Consider the following 20,846-nt stretch of genomic DNA (forward strand, 5'->3'; position numbering starts at 1 on the left):
TATTGAACCAACACGGCCAGCGGGGAGCTTAAAGGCCATCCTTGGCGGTCGATATGACAACAGGCTGATTGTTTTTCTTTTTTATGTGTGCGAGCAGAAATCATTTTTGCATCGTTAACCAGTTTAACGAAGTCTGTAGGTTGAAAAATGGAGGAATTAAGGAGTCCTTTTCATTGCGTGACAATTAATTGCAGCGATCATCACTGGGTATTATCAGCGCTGAGGTGCTAAGGTTAATGCTGTGATTCGCAGACTAATTAAATTCTTCATTCATAATGAGTCATCGGGTAAAGGAGAGCATGATGAGTAAAAGAGAATTGGGTCGTTCCGGTATTAAGGTTCCATTGCTGACCTTTGGTGGGAACGTATTTGGCTGGACAATCGACCAGTCTACCTCTTTCAGCATTCTTGATGCGCTAGTGGACCACCAGCTTAACTTCATCGACACCGCCGACGTCTATTCACGCTGGGCCGAAGGTAATAAGGGCGGAGAGTCGGAAACCATTATTGGCAACTGGCTAAAAACCAGCGGCAAACGTGACAAAATCATTCTGGCTACCAAGGTCGGTATGGAGATGGGCGACGGTCAGAAAGGCCTGTCTCCGAGCTATATTAGACAGTCGGTAGAAGATTCGCTAAAACGCCTGCAAACTGACTACATCGACCTTTATCAGGCACATAAAGACGACGAAGATACGCCGCTGTCCGACACCCTCGCCACCTTTGACGCACTTATCAAAGAGGGTAAGGTCCGTGCAATCGGCGGCTCCAACTACTCCGCTACCCGTTTTGCCGAAGCGCTAAAAGTGTCCAAAGAGCAGGGCTTGGCGCGCTATGAAACCCTGCAGCCGGAATACAATCTTTACGACCGCAAAGACTATGAGTCAGGATTGGAAAAGGTCGTGACTGAACACGGTGTCGGGGTGATCAACTATTATTCACTGGCCAGCGGATTCCTGTCGGGTAAATATCGCAGCAAAGAGGATGCCAGCAAGAGTAAGCGCGGCGCCGGCGTGGTTGATAAGTATTTAAACGATCGCGGGCATAAAATCATTCAGGCGCTGGATAACGTTGCCGAGAAACATCATGCGTCTCCAACGCAGGTTTCGCTTGCCTGGCTGATTGCTCGTCCAAGCATCACGGCACCTATCGTCAGTGCCACCTCGATCAAGCAGCTTGATGACCTGGCGCTGGCCACTAAACTGAAGCTCGACAAGCAGGATATCGAGGCACTTGATCAGGCCAGTGCCTGGGAATAATGCTTTGAATTGATTCTAGAATTAAATTCGTAAGCCGTAGAAATAAAAAAGCGCCGAAGTGAGTCAGGCGCTTTTTATTTGGCGGTTTATCAAGGTGATAATGCAGAACTGTTATCGCCTGTTCATCAGCGTTTATCGCTACGGTATTATCTAAACAGCGTCTGCGCCCAGCGTGCCAGCCCTGCCGTAACCGAGCCAAAATCATTGCCGCCCACCAGCGGTATACCCGGCAGCTGGGCCTGCAGCGCAGTGCGCAACAGAGGTGAGCGCGCACTGCCCCCGGTGAGATAAATCACGTCCGGCTTAATTTCGCTGCTGGCGAGCGCGAGGCTGACCTGTTCCTGAATGCGCTCCAGCGGCTGAGAAATCGCTTCGCTGAGCTGCTGCTGGCTGATATTTTCGCTTAGCCCGGCTTCGATGAAGTCTAACGCGGCGGTCACGCTCTGGCGCTCAGACAGCGCAATTTTGCTCTCTTCGGCCGCGCGAACCAGACGGTAACTCAGTCGCTGCTGGTGCACCTTCAACAGGCGTTTAACCTGATCGGGATTAGCCGCATCGCGGATCATATCGCGCAGTAAACGGCCGTTCGCCACACTGTAGAAATCGAGCTGCGCGGGCACGTCGTTGGTTGCTACGGCGTTCCAGTAAGGCAGTGAAGGCATGGCGATGCCTTTCTGCGTTTCGCTGCCCATGCCAAACTGCGGCGTTAACTGCTTGAATGCGGTCATAATGTCGAGATCGTTACCGCCAACGCGGCAGCCGCTGTGACCCAGCAGGCTGTGCTGACGCTCGGCCTTATCGCGCCAGCTTGGCCCCATCAGCAGCACCGAGCAGTCGGTGGTTCCCCCGCCGATATCCACGACCAGCACGGTTTTGTCTTCAGTCAACGTGGCCTCAAAGTCCAGCCCGGCGGCAACCGGCTCAAACTGGAAGGCGATATCACGGAATCCAGCACGCGCCGCGGCGCGTTCCAAAATACCCTGCGCCTGGCGGTTGGCCTCTTCGCCACCCATGCCCTGGAAGTTAATTGGGCGGCCAATGACCGTCTGCTCAATAGTCTGTTGTAATACTGATTCGGCCTGACGTTTAATGTGAAACATCATGGCGCAGACCAGGTCTTCAAACAGGGCTATTTGCTGTGGCTTCAGGCCGTTGGCACCCAGAAACGACTTCGGTGAACGAACGAAGTAAACGTCTTCCGGGTCTTCCATATAGGTTGCCAGCGCCTGTAGACCAAAATGCACACTGTGAGTATTAACCTGAATATCTTCTTCGCGGTTGAAACTCACGCTGCGGCGCAGAAGTTGCTGGTTTTCATCGCTGCCCGTCGGCACCTGCCAGTGGCGATGCAGGCATTCACTGACGGCTTCACGGGTTGGGGCGCACAGCATGGAGGGTAAATAGCTGTCCCCATTTTCAAGTGCCAAAAGTTCTGCGTTGTTGTCACGCATCACGGCAACGGAGCAATTCGCCGTACCGTAGTCAAATCCAATAAACATCACGGTTTCCCCATGCCAAAGAAGGGGGGCGACTTTACCGGAGTCGCTGCCGGCAGGCAAGAAAGAAGTTAAACGGAATTTTTGTGAGTGTCAGTGCACATGCTGCATAAATAGCATGGCTACAATAAATATTATTCTTAAAATTAAAAAAACCTATGTGTTATTACAATACGAGTAGAATGCTATTCATAGTAAATACTTTATTTCACCCAGGTCGTCTAATGCCTTAATGACAAATCATACGATGATGGCGCATCCGGCAAGGCAGTACTCGTTTAAAATAAATGAAAAGAATATAAAAGCCCCAAGACTGGGGTTTCAATAACAGCATGGACATTTACACGCTGCGGTTTTAATCAAAAAATTGACATGCTTTGAAAAAATCCCGCGAAAGATTTTATCTCGCTTCGCGATACTGCGAACATTTAACTTATCGGGTAAAGAGCAATGAAATCTTACTGCCCTGCGAAAAATAGAAAACACATGGCACTTTTCCCCGAGTGCAGTAAATGAAAATAGAAGGGATGACCTTATCGACGTTGCTAAGGGTAAAAAGTCTGTTTCTACGTATTTTACCTTTTGTTATCGCCATGCCTGCCTATGAAGACGCGGCGATATTACAACTCTCTGACCCACCGCGCCGGATTACCGACATAAACACCTTTAACCGTAATGGGTTTCACCACTACGCTGCCCGCGCCGATGACGGCACCGCTGCAAATCGTGTCAGTGAGGATGGTAGCACCACTGCCGAGAGTGACGTTATCGCCCAGAACGATGCTCAGCCAATTTTCCGCATTGGCGTCGGGTGCGCCGCTTTTGAACAAATCGTTGGCAAAGGTGACGCCGTGCCCAATAAAGCAGTTTTCGCCCAGAGTGACGTTTTCACATAAAAAAGAGTGCGACTGTATTTTACTGCCGCGTCCAATAATGCAGCCTTTTTGTATCTCGACAAACGGGCCGACGAAAACCTCATCCCCTAAGGTGCAGCCGTAGACGTTAGAGGGCATCATCACCCTGACGTTCTGCCCTGCTTTCACATCCCTTATGCTACATTCAATAATCTGCATTATTTTCCCATCGCTCTTTCCGTGACAGAGTCATTATACAACTTATTAAGGGATCGCCCGCGTGCAACCGACAAAATATCTTCTTCCTTATATGCCTCCGTATGACTGGAACTGGATGGCTGCGTTTCTTGGGGCGAGGGCGCTGGCGGGCATTGAGCATTTTGAAAGCGCGGCGGATGACGACGGTGAGTTAACTCAGATTGTCTATCGGCGCACGCTGACGGTGGGGCAGGGGAAGAGCGCAGTAAGTGGCTGGATTTGCTGGCGACCTCTTAAGGATAAGCACGCCGTTGAGCTTGAGATTTCTGCTTCGTTGGCGTCACATCGTGAAGAGGTTAAAAAGCGGGTCAGCAATTTACTGGATTTGGATGCCAATCCGCAGGAGATTGCACAAACGTTGGGCCCATTGGCCGTCGACGACGCGGGACTGCGGCTGCCGGGCTGCATCGACAGTTTTGAGCTTACCGTACGCGCGATTCTCGGCCAACTGGTGAGCATTAAAATGGCCGCCACTTTTTGTGCCCGACTTGCCGCGCTGTGCGGTGAGCCGATAGTCACTCCGTTTGCCAACCTGACTCTGCTGTTTCCTACGCCGCAGCGCATTGCTGCACTCAGCGTTGAGGACCTGCGCGCTATCGGTGTGCAGTCCAAACGCGCGGCCTGTCTGATTGGTATCGCCAAGGCGGTGCAAAACGGTGAGCTGCCTCTTTACAGCATTTGCGATGTCGAGCAGGGCATCAGACAATTAGTGGCTATGCCTGGCATTGGTGCCTGGACGGCAAATTACGTCGCGATGCGTGCGTGGGGAGAAAGGGATATTTTTCTGCACAGTGACTATTTAATTAAGCAACGGTTTCCAAATATGACGCCAGCGACAATAAATCGCTATGCTCAAATTTGGAAACCGTGGAGAAGTTACGCGACGTTACTTATTTGGAATAACCCTAATTGGAAACCATAATAATCAATTGTTAAATTTGTTGATAATAAATGTTATCCCATAGTATCCATAAGGATGCAGTTATTAAATAAATGAAATCCTATTTACATCGACAGAATTTGAAATCAAAAAACCGCACAAAGTGGCCGAAAGTTTTTTAACATTTTAAAGAAATACACGTACAATTCATGCGAATCGAAATTTCTCTACTTCATTAGGCTGAACGTGTCTTTAATCTTGATCAACTCTTCACGAAGTTTCTCACCCGCGTGGTGGGGTATCTTCGCGATACTCATGTTACTGCTTGCTCCTGCTATCTCGCGATCGCTGGAACACTTTAGTATGGGTAATGCAGAGTCGTCTGAAACGACGAACTCGGTGGCGAGCTTTGTGTCGGGGGCAAACCGAGTCATTGCGACAGGCATCAAGGACCATCAGTCATCAATCTCAGACCAACTTGGCCGCATGCAGATGCAGCTGAACGCGTCGGCGAATGATGTCTCGGTGCACGAAGATTTATCTTGCTCACATTGCGCATTAATTGACCAGTTGACTATAATCAATGTGGGAAATGTTATGCTTCAGTGGTCGGGTAAACTGAGTTCTGTTCTACCCAGAGAACGTTTCGATTCTCCGCTGTTTAGTATATTTAAACTGTCGGAGTCTCAACCCCGCGCTCCACCTTTTTAATTAACACCTGCGTTTACACTTACAGACATCGTGTTGGATCCGTAGTAAGCCATAAAGGGTTTTCTACAAAGGATTTTCTACCAAGAATATATTTATTTTTATTTTAGTCATTGGGTAACGTGTTGCTTATTTTGCTTCAGGACGCCTGCGACTTTTTTCGAACAAACTGACTGTCTGTCATATGAAACTTTCTATGCAATCTGAGGTAATGCCATGTTTGGCTTAACTGCACTGGATCTTGCAAGGACCCAGTTCGCCTTTACAGTGTCGTTTCACATTATTTTCCCGGCTATCACCATAGGTTTGGCGAGTTTTCTGGCTGTGCTCGAAGGGCTCTGGCTGAAAACAAAACAAGATGCCTATCGCGATCTTTATCATTTCTGGTCCAAAGTCTTCGCCGTAAACTTCGGTATGGGCGTCGTCTCTGGTCTGGTTATGGCTTACCAATTCGGTACTAACTGGAGCGGCTTCTCTGATTTCGCCGGTGCTATCACGGGTCCCCTGTTGACCTATGAAGTACTGACCGCATTCTTCCTCGAAGCTGGCTTCTTGGGCGTTATGCTCTTTGGTTGGAACCGTGTTGGCCCTGGCCTGCACTTTTTCTCCACCTGCATGGTGGCCCTGGGAACTATCTTCTCAACCTTCTGGATCCTGGCCTCAAACAGCTGGATGCATACCCCGCAGGGTTACAGCATCGTAAACGGTCTGATTGTGCCGGTTGACTGGCTGAAAGTTATTTTCAACCCGTCTTTCCCGTTCCGTCTCATGCACATGAGCGTGGCCGCATTCCTGGCCTCGGCGTTCTTTGTGGCTTCTGCCGCGGCATACCACTTGCTGCGCGGAAACAACACGGCGGCGACCCGCAAAATGTTCTCGATGGCCATGTGGATGGCGCTGATCGTCTCTCCAATCCAGGCATTCCTGGGGGATGCGCACGGTCTGAACACCCTGAAGTATGAGCCAGCCAAGATTGCTGCGATTGAAGGTCACTGGGAAAACCTGGACAACAAACCTACGCCGTTGGTGTTGGTCGGTTGGCCAGACATGGATGCCGAAGAGACCAAGTACAAGATTGAAATTCCCGATCTCGGAAGCCTGATCTTGACGCACAGCCTGACCAAGCAGATCCCGGCGCTTAAGTCTTTCCCTAAAGAAGACCGTCCTGATTCGACCGTAGTGTTCTGGTCATTCCGCATCATGGCCGGTTTGGGCATGCTGATGATTTTGTCCGGCTTCGTGGGCCTGTGGCTGCGTCGTCGCGGTACGATGTATGAGAACAAAAACTTCCTGCGCTTTATGCTGCTGATGGGGCCGTCGGGTCTTATTGCACTGCTGGCGGGCTGGTTCACGACAGAAGTGGGTCGTCAGCCGTGGGTTGTTTATGGTCTGCTGCGTACCAAAGACGCGGTTTCGGCGCACGGTGTTGTGCACATGAGCATCACGCTGATTGCCTTCATTGTTATCTACTGTTCCGTATTCGGTGTGGGCTATGCCTACATGATGCGCCTGATTAAGAAAGGCCCTCAGGCACACGAAGGCGAAACTCACGAGCACGGTGGCCCGGGTCAAACACGTACCCCATCGCGTCCACTTTCTGCAGTAGATGAAAAACTAGATTCCAGGAGCTAATAATGGGTATCGACTTGCCGTTGATCTGGTTCGTCATTATCATTTTCGGCATCATGATGTATGTCGTAATGGATGGCTTCGACTTAGGTATTGGTCTGCTCTTTCCTTTCGTTAAAAAGAGTGAAGATCGTGATGTGATGATGAACACCGTCGCCCCCGTTTGGGACGGTAACGAAACCTGGCTGGTGCTGGGGGGGGCGGGCCTTTATGGTGCGTTCCCGCTGGCCTACTCGGTGATCCTTGATGCATTGGCGATGCCATTGACCATCATGCTGTTTGGCCTGATTTTCCGCGGCGTGGCGTTTGAATTCCGTTTCAAGGCCAGTGAAGAAAAGCGTCACATCTGGGACAAATCCTTCATCTGGGGTTCACTGGTGGCTACCTTCTGTCAGGGCGTGGTGCTGGGTGCTTTCATCGACGGTATGCCGGTTGTTAACCGCGTTTACGCCGGTGGCCCGATGGATTGGCTGACGCCGTTCACTGTGTTCTGTGGTCTGGGTCTGATCGTGGCTTACGCCTTGATTGGCTGTACTTGGCTTATCATGAAAACCCAAGGTTCGCTGCAGCAAAAAATGCACGACATGGCGAAACCTTTGCTGTTCACCCTGCTGGCCGTGCTGGCTATTGTCAGTATCTGGACACCAATGACCCACGCTGACATCGCGCATCGCTGGTTCAGCAGACCTAACCTGTTCTGGTTCCTGCCGGTACCTGTTCTGGTGCTGCTGGTGTCATTCTGGTTGGTGAAAGCGGTAAACCGCAATGCCCATTATACGCCGTTCCTGCTCACGCTGGCGTTGGTGTTCCTGGGCTACAGCGGTTTGGGCATCAGCGTTTGGCCAAACATTATTCCACCGTCCATCACTTATTGGCAGGCATCGTCCCCGCCGCAGAGCCAAGGCTTCATTCTGGTTGGTGCGCTGGTGATTATCCCGATCATCTTGGTTTACACCTTCTGGAGCTACTATGTGTTCCGTGGGAAAGTGACGCCGGATCAGGGTTACCACTGATAACGTGTTGACGTGATAACGAGAGGGGCGGGCAATGCGCTGCCCCTCTTTTTTCAAAAGGTTGGAGGACTGAATGAAAAGTCTTATTAATATTCAAAAGATGGACGACAAAACCGTACCGGCGAAAAATGTCTCTTTCTGGAAAAAGATTTCCTGGTTGGTGATTATCTACGGCGGCAGCGTACTGGCTTTGTTCGTGGTCGCCAGCGCGTTTCACATCTTGATGTTTGCTGCCGGAATGAGAACGCACGGCTAATTTGCGCAGGTAAGTGTTGAGATAATTAGCGGCGAGTATGTTGGCGTATACCTCATCGCTCCCTGAGTTTCAGGGAGCGGCTTGCAGTAGCCAGGATGGCATAGAAACAAGAAAGTGTTACAGCAGGAAGACGGTGGCAAGACCCAGGAAGATAAAGAATCCACCGGTGTCGGTCAGCGCCGTAATCATCACGCTCGCTCCCAACGCTGGGTCACGTCCGAGCTTCACCATTGTTAACGGAATTATCACCCCCATTAGCGCCGCCACCAGCAGATTGAGCACCATTGCCAGAGTCATGACGCCGCCCATCGCCATATTACCGTAAAGCAGCCAGGTCACAATCCCCATCAGGCCGCCCCAAACGAGGCCATTAATCAGCGCCACGCCAAGCTCTCTGAACAGCAAAAACGGCAGGTTGCCGAGCTGAATTTGATGCAGAGCCAGCCCGCGAACAATCATGGTGATGGTCTGGTTACCGGTGTTTCCGCCGATCCCGGCAACAATGGGCATCAACGCCGCCAGTGCCACCAACTCGGAAATGGTGTGCTCAAATAGCCCAATAACGCGCGAGGCGACAAAGGCGGTGCACAGGTTGATGGCCAGCCAGGCCCAACGATTTTTCACCGCCTTGGTCACCGGCGAGAAAATGTCTTCTTCCGGGCTTAGGCCACCCATGCGACGGATGTTGGTATCAGAGTCTTCGTTAACAAAATCGACAATAGACTCAACCGTCAGTCGGCCCATCAGCTTGCCTTTTAAGTCTACTACCGGCGCGGTTATCAGGTCATAGCGCTCAAACGCACCGGCGGCATCGTCGGCTTTGTCATCGGGGCTGAAGCAGGTTGGGTCATCATTCATGACTTCACTCACCCGCCGCTGTGGTGCATTGAGCAGCACGGTGGTTAAGGGCAGTTCACCGATCAGCAGATTTTTGCGGTCGGTGACAAACAGTTTATCGCTGCCTTTTGGAATGATTTTGCGAAAGCGCAGATAGCGTTGTACGGTGGCCAATGTGACGTCGGGGCGAATGGACAACAGTTCGAAGTCCATAATACGGCCAACCGAGGTTTTACCGAACTTCATGACCTCGCGCACTTTGTCGCGCAGGCGGGGTTCAAGTGAGGTCAGTACGCGACCGGTCAAATCACGCGGCAGGTACTCGGCCAGATAGACCTGATCGTCAAGGTCTAGCAGGGCGATCGCCTTGAGCAGGTCTCGGTCACTCATCTCTTCAATCAGGCTGTCCCAAACCGTTTCTGACACTTCAACCAGCGCCTTGCCGCGCGCCGAAGTATCTACCAGGCTCCACAGTGCCAGACGCTGACGCTCGGGCAGTGCTTCGAGTATATCGGCAAGGTCGGCGGCGTGAAGGCTGGCAACGCTGGCGCTGAGGTCAGCGGTTTGGTCCATCAGAAGAGTGTTGCGGCTTTCTGCTGACTTTTCACCGAGGATGCTGTCGGCTAAATCATCGTTATTAAGCAGTAAATCAAGAATATGATGGCGTAATTCTGCCAGTTTCTGTGAATGGTTCTGCGGTTTTGCTGCTGACATTCAGAGTCCTTCTGCAATCTGGAAACTAAAATGGCGCGTTAAAATAAGGGCGGAATAACGGTTAAGGCGTTTTATCTGACGGATTTTCTTGTGTTGCTGAGGACATACTTTGTTCAACCTGCGCCTGTTTCTGACTTTTATGATGGGAATAAGACCCTATTGCGGCGTAGATCAGACGTCCAAACAAGATTATGAAGCTTATCGTCAGAACGATTTTCGTCATCTTTATGTTATTTCTTTTACGCATTGTGGTATCTACAGTGTCATTTGAGGTGGGGCCACGCGCGCTCTTCCTCAGCGGAAGGGCGCGCATCGCAAATGAGAGGGCGCTACTGTTCTTGCTCGCCTTCTTCCTCTTCCAGCATCAGTTTCCAGCCGGTTACATCGCTCCAGTAATTTTGCTCACGTTCGAAATCCAGCTGAACCAAGTTGTTCTGCGCCATGAATCCGGCCGGGAAACGCAGCGTCCAGTGGTTGTCGTCGGTATGCAGTCGCAGACTTTCAGGCTGCGTGGTGGCCTGACGCTGATTGTTCAACAGCGCGCCGAGGCGTAGCAGCTGAATAAGCGGCAAATAGTGTTTTTTCTTGAACAGATTAAGGCGCGGTAGATCATCCAAGCGAATCGCTTTACGCTGAAAACGCACCAGCGTAGCGAGCAGCGTTTGCTGTTCCTGCGTAAAGCCCGGCAAATTTGAGTTCTGCAAAATATAGGCAGAATGACGATGCATGCCGCTGTGGTTAATGCCCAGGCCCACTTCATGCAGCATAGACGCCCACTTGAGCAGCGATTCTAGCTGCGGCTGAGCGAGTGTCGCATTTTGCGCCAACCACTGCGTGTACAGCGTCTCGGTGGTTTCCAATACCCGACGAGCCTGTTCGCGGTCGATGTTGTAGTGATCGGCCAGGCTTTTTGCGGTGCGGCTGCGAATATCCTGATGACGAAAACGACCTTCCATTTCGTACAGCACGCCTTCACGCAGCGCGCCGTCGGACAAGCGCAGCTCTTTGATTGCCAACGCGTCAAATACACCGCACAGAATAGCTAATCCGGGCACGAACACCGACTGACGGTCTTCTGAAAGACCCGGCAGGCTGAGTGAGGAGAAATTTTTATACTTCATCACTTCGTCAGCCAACATCTCCAGACGTTCGGCGGTGATTAATCCGTCTTTCTCACCCATTTCAATCAGCACTTCATGGGCAGCTTTGATTGTTCCGGAGGCGCCGAGCGCATATTGCCAGCCTTGCAGGCGATATTGCCAGGCCAGCGTTTCGAGCTTTTGCGCGGCGGCCAGTCGGGCGCGTTTAAAATTACTGCGGCTGATTTCGCCACCGCGGAAAAACAGCTGGGCAAAACTCACACAGCCCATGCGGCGACTTTCGGCCAGCAGTGGTTCGAAGTCTTCGCCGATCACCAATTCGGTTGAGCCACCGCCGATATCAATCACCAGCTTACGGCCTTTCTCGGGTTGAGTGTGCTCAACACCCATAAAAATCAGACGCGCCTCTTCCTGACCCGAGATAATCTCAATCGGATAGGGAATGACTTCAGCAGCACGCAGCAGAAACTCTTCGGCATTAATCGCCTGACGCAGTGAGTGAGTGCCTACAATAGTCACGTTCTCACCTGAGAAACCCTGTAGCCGTTCAGCAAACAGCGCAAGACAGTCAAGACCGCGCTGAATGGCCTCTTCGCTCAGTTTGCTATTACTGTCCAGACCGTCTGCCAGATGAACGCGCTGCTTCAATCGGCCTAATACCTGGAGTGCGCCGTTAACGACGCGGGCTATCACCATATGAAAACTGTTTGACCCAAGGTCGATAGCGGCAATTTCCTGTGGTTTGGCAGTCATTGAGCTGTTTAACGGCATGAGTTTGTATGCTCCAAAGTATCACGCAGGGTCTTTAGGTGGTGTTTGATTATTAAGTTCAAACGCTTTTAAATAGTCATAGATCGCCACCTGAGCGCGCACCTTGCGACGATTTCCGCGTGGAACATAACGGTTACTGAGCTCTTTATCAATAACTCTTGCTTTCACCGTGTCACTGAACTGTATCGCCAGCAGGTCTAGCACGCGCTGTTTTATCACCGGATCGAGCAGGGCAACCGCCACCTCGATTCGGTAATCAATATTGCGCGTCATCCAGTCTGCCGATGACAGGTAGACCTTTGCGTCACCTTTATTTTCAAACACATAAACGCGGTCATGTTCAAGATAGCGGTCGACAATGCTGGTGACCTGAATGTTTTCGCTGACGCCTGCCAAATCGGGCACCAGTGAGCACATACCGCGGATCAATAAGCGAATTTTCACGCCGAAGCCGGAGGCGGCATAAAGTCTGTCGATCAGTCCTTTATCGACGAGATTATTTATTTTAAGGGTGATCCCTGCCTTCTCGCCGGCCTGCGCGTTGGCGATTTCCTGGTCTATCAGCGCATACAGCATACTGCGTGAATTTTGTGGCGACACCATCAGGTGTTCAAAGGTCACTGGCCGGTAAGGATTTTCAATGAAGTTGAACACGCGGCGCACTTCATTGGTGATTCGAGAGTCGGCGGTCAGTAACGAATAATCGGTGTACAGACGGGCCGTTTTTTCATTGAAATTGCCGGTACCAATATGAGCATAGCGGACAATTTCATCATCTTCGCGGCGCGAGATAAGAAATAGTTTGGCGTGGATCTTAAGCCCCGGCGCAGAGAAAATAACGTGCACTCCGGCCTCGGTCAGGCGCTTGGCCCAGTGAATATTGGCCTCTTCGTCAAATCGCGCCTGAAGCTCAACCACTACGGTGACTTTTTTACCGTTGTGCGCCGCATGGATCATCGATTCAATGATGCGCGAGTCTTTGGCGACGCGATAAATATTAATTTTAATCGAAAGCACGTTAGGATCGAAGGCTGCCTGACGCAGCAGTTCGAGCACGTGCTCGAAGGTGTAATAAGGGTAGTAAAGCAGAACGTCCTGCTGGCGAATAGCGGCGAATCCATTGCGGAAATTGTCAAACCACAGGTGACGAAGGCGCGCAATCGGCCGGTTGACCATGTTGGCCTTGCCGACGTTCGGGAAATTAATAAAGTCTTTGAAATTGTGGTAACGCCCGCCGGGAATGACGGAATCGTAGTTGGAAATGCCCAGCTTTTCGCGCAGCAGTTCGACCATTTCATCAGGCATATCGCGCTGGTAAACAAAGCGCACCGGTTCAGCAGTCAGACGCTGCTTCAGGCTCGATGACATCAGCTCCAGCAGGCTAGACTCCATTTCTGTTACCAAGTCATATTCGGCATCGCGGGTCATTTTCATCGAATAGGCGTTGAGCGAATCGTAATCGAAGAAGCCCTTAAAGATGTCGTCGAGGCAGTAACGCAGAATATTGTCTAAAAGAATCATTGGCTTGCGACGACGCGGCGCTTCTGGCGGCAGGTTCACAAAGCGAGGAACCTTATCGGAAGGGATCTCGAGCAGCGCATAGTCTATTTTTTCGCCACGGATGATTTCTACCGCCAGATAGGTGTAGTCATCCTTAAGAAACTGAACCAGGTTCGTTTCCTGATTGACCAAAATTGGCGTAATAAATTGGCGCAGGTGATGCTTGAAATACTGACGCAGCCAGGCCTGCTGGTTTTCGGAAACCTGACGCTCATTGATAAGAAATATTTGGTTGCGGGCCATTTCCAGCAGCAAATCGTTGTACAGGCTGTCAAATTCCTGATCGATACGCATCACCTTTGCTTGGATCTTTTTTAGCAAATGGCGTGAAGCGCCGATAAAACCCTGCTCTTCGCTGATCAGAATACGTCGCTTCAAGTCGGCAAAACGGACCTTATAGAATTCATCAAGGTTGTTCGAATAAATCCCCAGAAAGCGCATGCGTTCGATCAACGGGTTACTCTTGTCAGCCGCCTCCTGTAGTACTCGCTCATTGAAGGACAACCAACTCAACTCTTTATCTATATACAGTTTTTCCTGACCCATGTTAACTCCATTCATTTAGCCTGAAACCTGGCCCATCAAGACGCATTTTTCAGCCTGCGCTGCCTTCAGGGAGAGGGCCTAGTATCTTCCTTCATTATTGCGAGAGATTGACAAGAATGTCCAATAAATCCCAATAAATCCATATTGTTTGGAAATATTGGGACCCGTCAGAGAGTGGCAGCAGAATAACTTAGAGTACGCCCGCGCCCAGTGCTTCGATAGCAGGGCTTTCGGCGGTTTTAGTTTTGTAGCGGACTAAAAATTCCGGTTGGAAAATGCACATGCGGATCACACTGCGGTATTCGCCGTTAACGAAGAATTCGTTTCTAAGCTCGGCTTCCATTTCAAAGCCCAGTTTGCGATAGATGTGGATAGCCTTGTCATTTTCCTTATCAACAATCAGGTACAATTTGTACAAATTGAGGACGGAAAAGGCGTAATCCATCGCCAAACGAGCGGCTTCGCTAGCAAAACCCTGGCCCTGATGGTTGGGGTCGATGATTATCTGAAATTCAGCGCGGCGGTGAATGTGGTTTATTTCAACCAGTTCAACCAGGCCGACACGGGAGCCTTGAAATTCAGTAATAAAGCGACGCTCGCTTTGGTCGTGGATGTGTTTGGCGTAGAGATCTTCTAACTCAACGTAGGCTTCGTAAGGTTCTTCGAACCAGTAACGCATGACGTTGGCATTGTTATCGAGGCGGTGTACGAACGTCAGATCGTCCTTTTCCAGTGGGCGAAGTCTGATGCGGTTGGCGCTGAACATGATGGTCCTTAATGTTCTATTTATTTTAGGTTAACTAGTTTAAAAAACTGCATTGTGCAATTTGATTGCAATGATAGCGCATTTTTTAAACTTTTTACACCAGGGGGCATCGACGCGATTTGGAAATAAAAAACCGGCAGATAGCCGGTTTAAGAAAGTATTCACTGCGTCAACAAGAAAATTAGTCGGCGGCGTGGCCTTCGGCAGGTAAGGTTTTGCCATCGAGAATCGGCTGTCCGTCGCGCAGAACCAAGCGTCCGTCAACGAACCAGCTCACGACCAGAGGATAAATATTGTGCTCCTGAGTCTGCACACGCTCATTCAAATCTTCAGCGGTATCTTCTTCAAAAACAGGGACTTTAGCCTGAAGTATCACCGGTCCGCCGTCGAGCTCCTGAGTGACGAAGTGCACTGAGGTGCCGTGTTCAGCATCTTTATTATCGATAGCCTTTTGATGGGTGTGTAACCCGGGGTATTTCGGCAACAGAGAAGGGTGAATATTCAGCATGCGACCCGCGTAACGGTCCACGAAATCTGGGCTGAGAATACGCATATACCCAGCGAGAACCACGAGGTCGGGCTGATAGGCGTCAATCTCTTCCATAAGAGCGGCGTCAAACGCAACGCGATCGGCATACGCCTTTGGGTCTAACGCATGAGCGGGAATACCCGCCCCCTGCGCGCGTTCAAGACCATAGGCCGACGCTTTATTACTGAAAACGGCACTGAGTGTGGCGTTAACTCTTCCCTGCTGGCAGGAATCGATTAATGCCTGGAGGTTGCTTCCATCGCCAGAAACTAAAACAACAATCCTTTTCATTTTACCTTCGCTCTTAACGCTGTCGCGGCGTTAGCTTCACCTGTGTACCCGAATCAACGACTGATGTCAGCTCATCGGGATCCACAGGCTCGCGGCCTTGCTACAACGCGAACAGCTCGGTAAAAATTTACCTGCATAAACGTTGCAGCAAATTTTAGTTATTTAATGATAACGCGTTCTTCTGAGTCGGAAGCTTTAATACTGCCGATAATCCAGGCTTGCTCGCCGTTGTCATTGAGCAGGGCAATAGCTTCATTAGCCAACTCTGCTGGCAATGCGACCAGCATGCCCACGCCGCAGTTGAACGTGCGGTACATTTCGTGGCTGCTGACGTTGCCATTTTGCTGCAACCAGCCGAACACATCCGGCCATTTCCAGCTTGATTCATCGATAATTGCCTGAGTGTTTTCTGGCAAGACGCGCGGGATGTTTTCCCAGAAGCCGCCACCGGTAAGGTGACAGATTGCGTGAACCTCAACGTTTTCAATCAGTTTAAGAATTGATTTCACGTAGATTTTAGTCGGTTCAAGCAGATGATCGGCCAGAGTTTTGTCCGCCAGACGGGTGGTCAAAGGATCGGCTTTGCTGACTTCGAGAATTTTGCGAACCAGGGAGTAGCCGTTTGAGTGCGGGCCACTTGAAGCCAGCGCAACCAGAACGTCGCCGTCCTGCACTTTGCTGCCGTCAATAATTTCTGATTTTTCAACCACGCCCACGCAGAATCCTGCGACGTCGTAATCATCACCGTGGTACATGCCCGGCATTTCTGCGGTTTCGCCACCGACCAGCGCACAGCCAGACTGTAGACAGCCTTCGGCGATACCGGTGATAACGCTGGCTGCGGTGTCCACATCCAGTTTGCCCGTCGCGTAATAGTCCAGGAAGAACAGTGGCTCTGCGCCCTGAACAACCAAGTCATTCACACACATGGCGACCAAATCGATACCAATGGTATCGTGGCGTTTTAAATCCATTGCCAGACGCAGCTTGGTGCCAACGCCGTCGGTTCCCGAAACCAGCACGGGTTCACGATATTTTTGCGGCAGCGCGCACAGGGCACCAAAACCACCCAGTCCACCCATGACTTCTGGACGACGAGTCTGTTTTACTACACCTTTAATGCGGTCTACCAATGCGTTGCCTGCATCAATATCCACACCTGCGTCTTTATAGCTGAGAGAGGTCTTTTCGGTCACTGCGGAATCCCCACGACGTATGCGTTTTGTGGTTGTTGTTAAAAACTGGAAGCTTGAAGCGCGCTAATTCTAACAGCGCAGGCAAACGTTTGCGAGAGGTCTCGTTATGTTTATCTATCTATACTCAGAATACGCTGAGAAAATAAATTTCAGTGACTTTGTGCAAACTCGTTGATCCGCATCAGTCATTGGCGCTGGCGTTGAAAATAAAAGGCGTTATAATCACGCGATTTTTTTGGTCAGCAGCCTTAGGAGAGAGAGAAAAATGAAGATCGTTGAAGTGAAACACCCGCTGGTAAAACACAAGCTGGGACTGATGCGTGAAAATGACATCAGCACAAAACGCTTTCGCGAACTGGCTTCTGAGGTAGGCAGTTTACTGACCTATGAAGCAACCGCAGACCTTCAAACTGAGAAGGTGACCATCGAAGGTTGGAACGGTCCGGTTGAAATTGAACAGATTAAAGGCAAGAAAATCACCGTAGTGCCTATTCTGCGTGCGGGTTTGGGCATGATGGAAGGCGTATTGGAACATGTGCCAAGTGCTCGCATCAGCGTTGTCGGCGTGTACCGCGACGAAGAAACGCTGCTGCCGGTGCCTTACTTCCAGAAGCTGGCCTCTAATATAGAAGAACGCATGGCGCTGGTGGTTGACCCGATGCTGGCGACGGGGGGGTCAATGATTGCCACTATCGATCTGCTGAAAAAAGCCGGCTGCCAAAGCATTAAAGTGCTGGTGCTGGTTGCAGCACCGGAAGGGATTGCCGCCCTCGAGAAGGCGCACCCGGAGGTTGAGCTGTACACCGCCTCGATTGACCAGGGGCTAAACGATAAGGGGTACATTATCCCGGGCCTCGGTGACGCAGGCGATAAAATATTTGGTACCAAGTAAGCATTAGCCGACTGAGAAGTCGGCTTTTTTTTGATTTTTTTAGCGTGATATTTTTTTGATAGGGTAACTATATGACACGACGGGTTATTGGGGTCAGCGAGCGTCCGCCATTATTGCAGACTATCCCCCTCAGCTTTCAACATCTGTTTGCCATGTTTGGCGCAACCGTGCTGGTGCCGATTCTTTTTAAAATAAATCCGGCCACAGTTTTGCTGTTTAACGGTATTGGCACTCTGCTTTACCTCTTTATCTGTAAAGGCAAAATTCCGGCCTACCTCGGCTCGAGCTTTGCCTTTATCTCGCCGGTCCTACTGCTGTTACCGATGGGCTACGAAGTGGCGCTGGGCGGATTTATCGTCTGCGGGCTACTCTTTTGTCTGGTCGCGCTTATTGTTAAAAAAGCGGGCATAGGCTGGATAAACGTGATGTTCCCGCCGGCGGCGATGGGCGCGATTGTGGCGGTTATCGGACTCGAACTCGCGGGTGTGGCCGCTAACATGGCGGGGCTGCTTCCCGCCGAAGGCACCTCGGCCGACAGCACGACGGTTATTATTTCGGTGGTAACACTGTCGGTAACGGTGCTGGGTTCGGTGCTTTTTCGCGGCTTTTTGGCGATCATCCCTATACTTATCGGCGTGCTGGTGGGCTATGCACTGTCGTATTTCATGGGCGTGGTTGATGTCTCGGCAATTGAAAAGGCGCACTGGTTTGCACTGCCAACCTTCTATACACCACGTTTTGAATGGGTGGCGATTTTGACCATTCTGCCTGCTGCTCTGGTGGTTATTGCCGAGCACGTCGGGCATCTGGTGGTTACAGCCAACATCGTTAAAAAGGATTTACTGCGTGACCCCGGGCTACATCGTTCAATGCTGGCAAACGGACTGTCGACCGTGCTGTCAGGATTTTTTGGATCCACGCCTAATACTACCTACGGCGAAAACATTGGTGTGATGGCGATAACCAAGGTTTACAGCACCTGGGTTATCGGCGGCGCGGCCATTCTTGCGATCCTACTTTCGTGCGTGGGCAAACTGGCCGCGGCGATCCAGGCGGTGCCGGTTCCGGTGATGGGCGGTGTCTCACTGTTGCTCTACGGCGTGATCGGCGCTTCGGGGATCCGCGTACTGATCGAATCCAAAGTCGATTATAACAAGCCTAAAAATCTGATCCTGACCTCGATTATCCTGATTATCGGCGTGAGCGGGGCGAAAGTGCACATTGGTGCCGCCGAACTTAAGGGCATGGCGCTGGCCACCGTTGTGGGTGTTTTCTTGAGCCTGCTGTTTAAGGTTATCGACGTGTATCGCGGTGAAGAAGAGATCATCGACGTGCCTGACGATCGCAATACGCCGACCGTTTAAGCGGATTTTCGTTAAACTCAGGCAAGTTTTACCGGGCAAACGCTGTTTTGCTCGGTAAGTCGCTCGCTTAACCAGCGTTTAGCGTACCTAAAGTTCAATTCTTCACGGATCCTATGATAGAATTCTGTGATTAAATATTTGCCCTGACGTTTTATTATTCGCCAGTTTTGGTTGAGGTGCTTCTGAATACGCCGGCACAGCTTTCCCTGCCACTTTATCTTCCCGATGACGAAACCTTTGCCAGTTTTTATCCGGGGGAGAACACCTCGCTGCTCTCCGCTATTCAAACCGCGTTGCAGCAGGAACACGGCACTTATGTCTATTTCTGGTCGCGAGAAGGCGGGGGACGCAGTCATCTGCTGCACGCAGCCTGCGCAGAACTTTCGCTGCGCGGTGAGGCTGTCGGCTATGTTCCTTTAGACAAACGCGCTTATTTTGTGCCTGAAGTACTCGACGGAATGGAGCAACTGGCACTGGTGTGCATCGATAATATTGAAGGCATTGCCGGTGACGAAGCTTGGGAAGCGGCCGTTTTCCACCTCTATAATCGAATTCTCGAAACCGGCCGTACACGTCTGTTTATTACCGGCGATCGCCCGCCGCGTCAGCTGAATCTTGGCCTGCCGGACCTGGCTTCGCGCCTTGACTGGGGGCAAATCTATCGTCTGCAGCCGTTGTCTGACGAAGAAAAACTCCAGGCGTTGCAACTGCGATCTAAACTGCGCGGCTTTGAGCTGCCGGAGGACGTAGGACGTTTCCTGTTAAAACGTCTGGATCGCGAGATGAGAACGCTGTTTATGACCCTCGACCAGCTCGACAGGGCCTCAATCACGGCGCAGCGCAAACTGACTATCCCTTTTGTGAAAGAGACCCTCAGCCTTTAATCACCAAGGTCTGCAAAGCGTTAGAGGATCTCCAGCACCTGCTCGGGCGGACGGCCCAGACGCGCTTTACCCTTTTTCACCACGATAGGGCGTTCAAGCAGGCGCGGACTGTCGGCAACGGCCTGCAGGAGCTGCTCATCGCTCAGGCTTTTATCGTCAAGCTTCAACTCCTTATAAACCTCTTCTTTGGTACGCATCATCTCTCTGGCGGAGGTAAAGCCCAGTTCCTGCTGCAATTTTTTCAGGGTATCGAGGGAGGGCGGCGTCTCGAGATAGAGGATAACGTCAGGCTTGATGCCTTTTTCTTCTAGCAGCTTTAACGTCTCACGGCTCTTGCTGCATCGCGGGTTGTGATAGATAGCGACATCGTGCTTCATAAATATCTCCTTATTTTGCTCCAGCATTGACTGAGAAATAGTCACGATTAGGTCAGCCTTTCTGATATTGCTGGAAGCGTTTTTGCAATTGGCGTAGCTGGTCAATGCGGGCGTCATAGCGAGCCTGATCCAGACTGCCAAGTTTTGACAGCGCGCTGGCATTGCTCAGCATGCTGATGGACTGATCGAGACGACCGACTAATGCCATACTTTCAGCACGTGCGGCCAGTTCCTGAGCGCGAAGACCTTGTTCCGCAACGGCCTGCGTCAGTAAATCCCATCCGTTGGGATCGTCCTGATGAGCATAAGTGTAGCGATAAAGCAGCCGGCTGGCCTTAGCAAACTGACCCCCTTCTATATAAGCATTGGCCAAGTTCAACTGTAGCACAGCGTCTTTACTGGTCGCGGCATTGGCCTTTTCGAGTCGTGCAATAGCCTGCGGAGCGCGTTTCTGGTCGATATCGATATCGGTCAGTAAATCGAGGTACCAGATATTACCCGGGTCTTTACTGAGCATCTGCTCGAGGATATTTCTGGCCTGAGTATTACTTTTGGCCTTATAGAAAAGCATTGCCTTGCCATACTGCGCGGCATTTTGTTCACGCACGTTGCCTTGGCTAAGCTGCTTGAGATAGTCATCGGTTAGCGGATGATCCTCGGTGCCAT

19 protein-coding genes are annotated in these 20,846 nt (G+C 51.0%); 9 read left to right on the forward strand and 10 right to left on the reverse strand.

The genetic code is table 11. The features are described from left to right. Positions 1-302 precede the first annotated feature (302 nt). Positions 303-1,259, forward strand: coding sequence for an aldo/keto reductase (locus tag BS639_RS19100; protein ID WP_055781739.1), 957 nt, complete (start codon positions 303-305; stop codon positions 1,257-1,259). A 146-nt stretch (positions 1,260-1,405) separates the two neighbouring features. Here the strand turns inward: BS639_RS19100 and yegD are convergent, their stop codons facing one another. Both yegD and BS639_RS19110 read right to left on the reverse strand, forming a co-directional pair. Then, positions 1,406-2,758 carry a molecular chaperone gene (gene yegD, locus BS639_RS19105; protein ID WP_084984058.1) on the reverse strand — a complete coding sequence of 451 codons (1,353 nt, stop codon included), beginning with the start codon at positions 2,756-2,758 and terminating at the stop codon, positions 1,406-1,408. 617 nt (positions 2,759-3,375) lie between these two features. After that, on the reverse strand, positions 3,376-3,828 hold the full coding sequence (locus BS639_RS19110) for an acyltransferase (protein WP_055781747.1): 453 nt from the start codon (positions 3,826-3,828) through the stop codon (positions 3,376-3,378). 61 nt (positions 3,829-3,889) lie between these two features. Between BS639_RS19110 and alkA the strand changes: the two genes are divergently transcribed. From alkA to BS639_RS19135, 5 genes are all read left to right on the forward strand, one after another. Continuing rightward, a complete protein-coding gene (gene alkA / locus BS639_RS19115; protein ID WP_233427713.1) occupies positions 3,890-4,789 on the forward strand; it encodes a DNA-3-methyladenine glycosylase 2 in 900 nt (299 codons plus the stop codon). 273 nt (positions 4,790-5,062) lie between these two features. Then, positions 5,063-5,458 carry a DUF2946 domain-containing protein gene (locus BS639_RS19120; RefSeq protein ID WP_072156511.1) on the forward strand — a complete coding sequence of 132 codons (396 nt, stop codon included), beginning with the start codon at positions 5,063-5,065 and terminating at the stop codon, positions 5,456-5,458. Positions 5,459-5,671: 213 nt separating this feature from the next. Next, entirely contained in the window at positions 5,672-7,087 is a 1,416-nt protein-coding gene (locus BS639_RS19125; RefSeq protein WP_055781753.1) for a cytochrome ubiquinol oxidase subunit I, read from the forward strand. Between the two features lie 2 nt (positions 7,088-7,089). Continuing rightward, positions 7,090-8,097 (forward strand): cytochrome d ubiquinol oxidase subunit II, encoded by a 1,008-nt coding sequence (gene cydB / locus BS639_RS19130; protein ID WP_055781755.1) that lies wholly within the window; start codon positions 7,090-7,092, stop codon positions 8,095-8,097. Positions 8,098-8,197: 100 nt separating this feature from the next. Beyond that, positions 8,198-8,353, forward strand: a complete 156-nt coding sequence (locus BS639_RS19135) for a DUF2474 domain-containing protein (protein WP_139804148.1) — start codon at positions 8,198-8,200, stop codon at positions 8,351-8,353. A gap of 117 nt (positions 8,354-8,470) precedes the next feature. Here BS639_RS19135 and mgtE read toward each other — a convergent pair whose 3' ends face one another. The 6 genes from mgtE to purM form a co-directional block, all read right to left on the reverse strand. Continuing rightward, positions 8,471-9,904, reverse strand: a complete 1,434-nt coding sequence (mgtE, locus tag BS639_RS19140) for a magnesium transporter (RefSeq protein ID WP_055781761.1) — start codon at positions 9,902-9,904, stop codon at positions 8,471-8,473. Between the two features lie 329 nt (positions 9,905-10,233). After that, complete coding sequence (gene ppx, locus BS639_RS19150) at positions 10,234-11,775, reverse strand: exopolyphosphatase (RefSeq protein ID WP_055781766.1); 1,542 nt, start codon at positions 11,773-11,775, stop codon at positions 10,234-10,236. Positions 11,776-11,796: 21 nt separating this feature from the next. After that, positions 11,797-13,881 carry a polyphosphate kinase 1 gene (ppk1, locus tag BS639_RS19155; RefSeq protein WP_055781769.1) on the reverse strand — a complete coding sequence of 695 codons (2,085 nt, stop codon included), beginning with the start codon at positions 13,879-13,881 and terminating at the stop codon, positions 11,797-11,799. A gap of 190 nt (positions 13,882-14,071) precedes the next feature. Next, on the reverse strand, positions 14,072-14,647 hold the full coding sequence (gene speG, locus BS639_RS19160) for a spermidine N1-acetyltransferase (RefSeq protein WP_055781771.1): 576 nt from the start codon (positions 14,645-14,647) through the stop codon (positions 14,072-14,074). A gap of 181 nt (positions 14,648-14,828) precedes the next feature. Continuing rightward, complete coding sequence (gene purN / locus BS639_RS19165; RefSeq protein WP_084984059.1) at positions 14,829-15,467, reverse strand: phosphoribosylglycinamide formyltransferase; 639 nt, start codon at positions 15,465-15,467, stop codon at positions 14,829-14,831. Between the two features lie 158 nt (positions 15,468-15,625). After that, positions 15,626-16,663 (reverse strand): phosphoribosylformylglycinamidine cyclo-ligase, encoded by a 1,038-nt coding sequence (gene purM, locus BS639_RS19170; protein WP_055781777.1) that lies wholly within the window; start codon positions 16,661-16,663, stop codon positions 15,626-15,628. Positions 16,664-16,928: 265 nt separating this feature from the next. On the opposite strand from purM, the gene upp reads away from it, so the two are divergent. The 3 genes from upp to hda all read left to right on the forward strand — a co-directional run bounded on the left by upp (position 16,929) and on the right by hda (position 19,803). Beyond that, positions 16,929-17,555, forward strand: a complete 627-nt coding sequence (gene upp / locus BS639_RS19175) for a uracil phosphoribosyltransferase (protein ID WP_055781780.1) — start codon at positions 16,929-16,931, stop codon at positions 17,553-17,555. 71 nt (positions 17,556-17,626) lie between these two features. Further along, on the forward strand, positions 17,627-18,919 hold the full coding sequence (gene uraA, locus BS639_RS19180; protein WP_055781783.1) for a uracil permease: 1,293 nt from the start codon (positions 17,627-17,629) through the stop codon (positions 18,917-18,919). A gap of 176 nt (positions 18,920-19,095) precedes the next feature. Then, complete coding sequence (gene hda, locus BS639_RS19185) at positions 19,096-19,803, forward strand: DnaA inactivator Hda (protein WP_055781785.1); 708 nt, start codon at positions 19,096-19,098, stop codon at positions 19,801-19,803. 20 nt (positions 19,804-19,823) lie between these two features. Here the strand turns inward: hda and arsC are convergent, their stop codons facing one another. Then, on the reverse strand, positions 19,824-20,180 hold the full coding sequence (arsC, locus tag BS639_RS19190; RefSeq protein WP_055781788.1) for an arsenate reductase (glutaredoxin): 357 nt from the start codon (positions 20,178-20,180) through the stop codon (positions 19,824-19,826). 52 nt (positions 20,181-20,232) lie between these two features. Then, positions 20,233-20,846, reverse strand: a 614-nt coding sequence (locus BS639_RS19195) for a tetratricopeptide repeat protein (protein WP_139804147.1), incomplete at its 5' end; no start/stop codon positions are given.

The sequence above is a fragment of the Rouxiella silvae genome (assembly GCF_002093625.1).
Lineage (GTDB): Bacteria > Pseudomonadota > Gammaproteobacteria > Enterobacterales > Enterobacteriaceae > Rouxiella > Rouxiella silvae.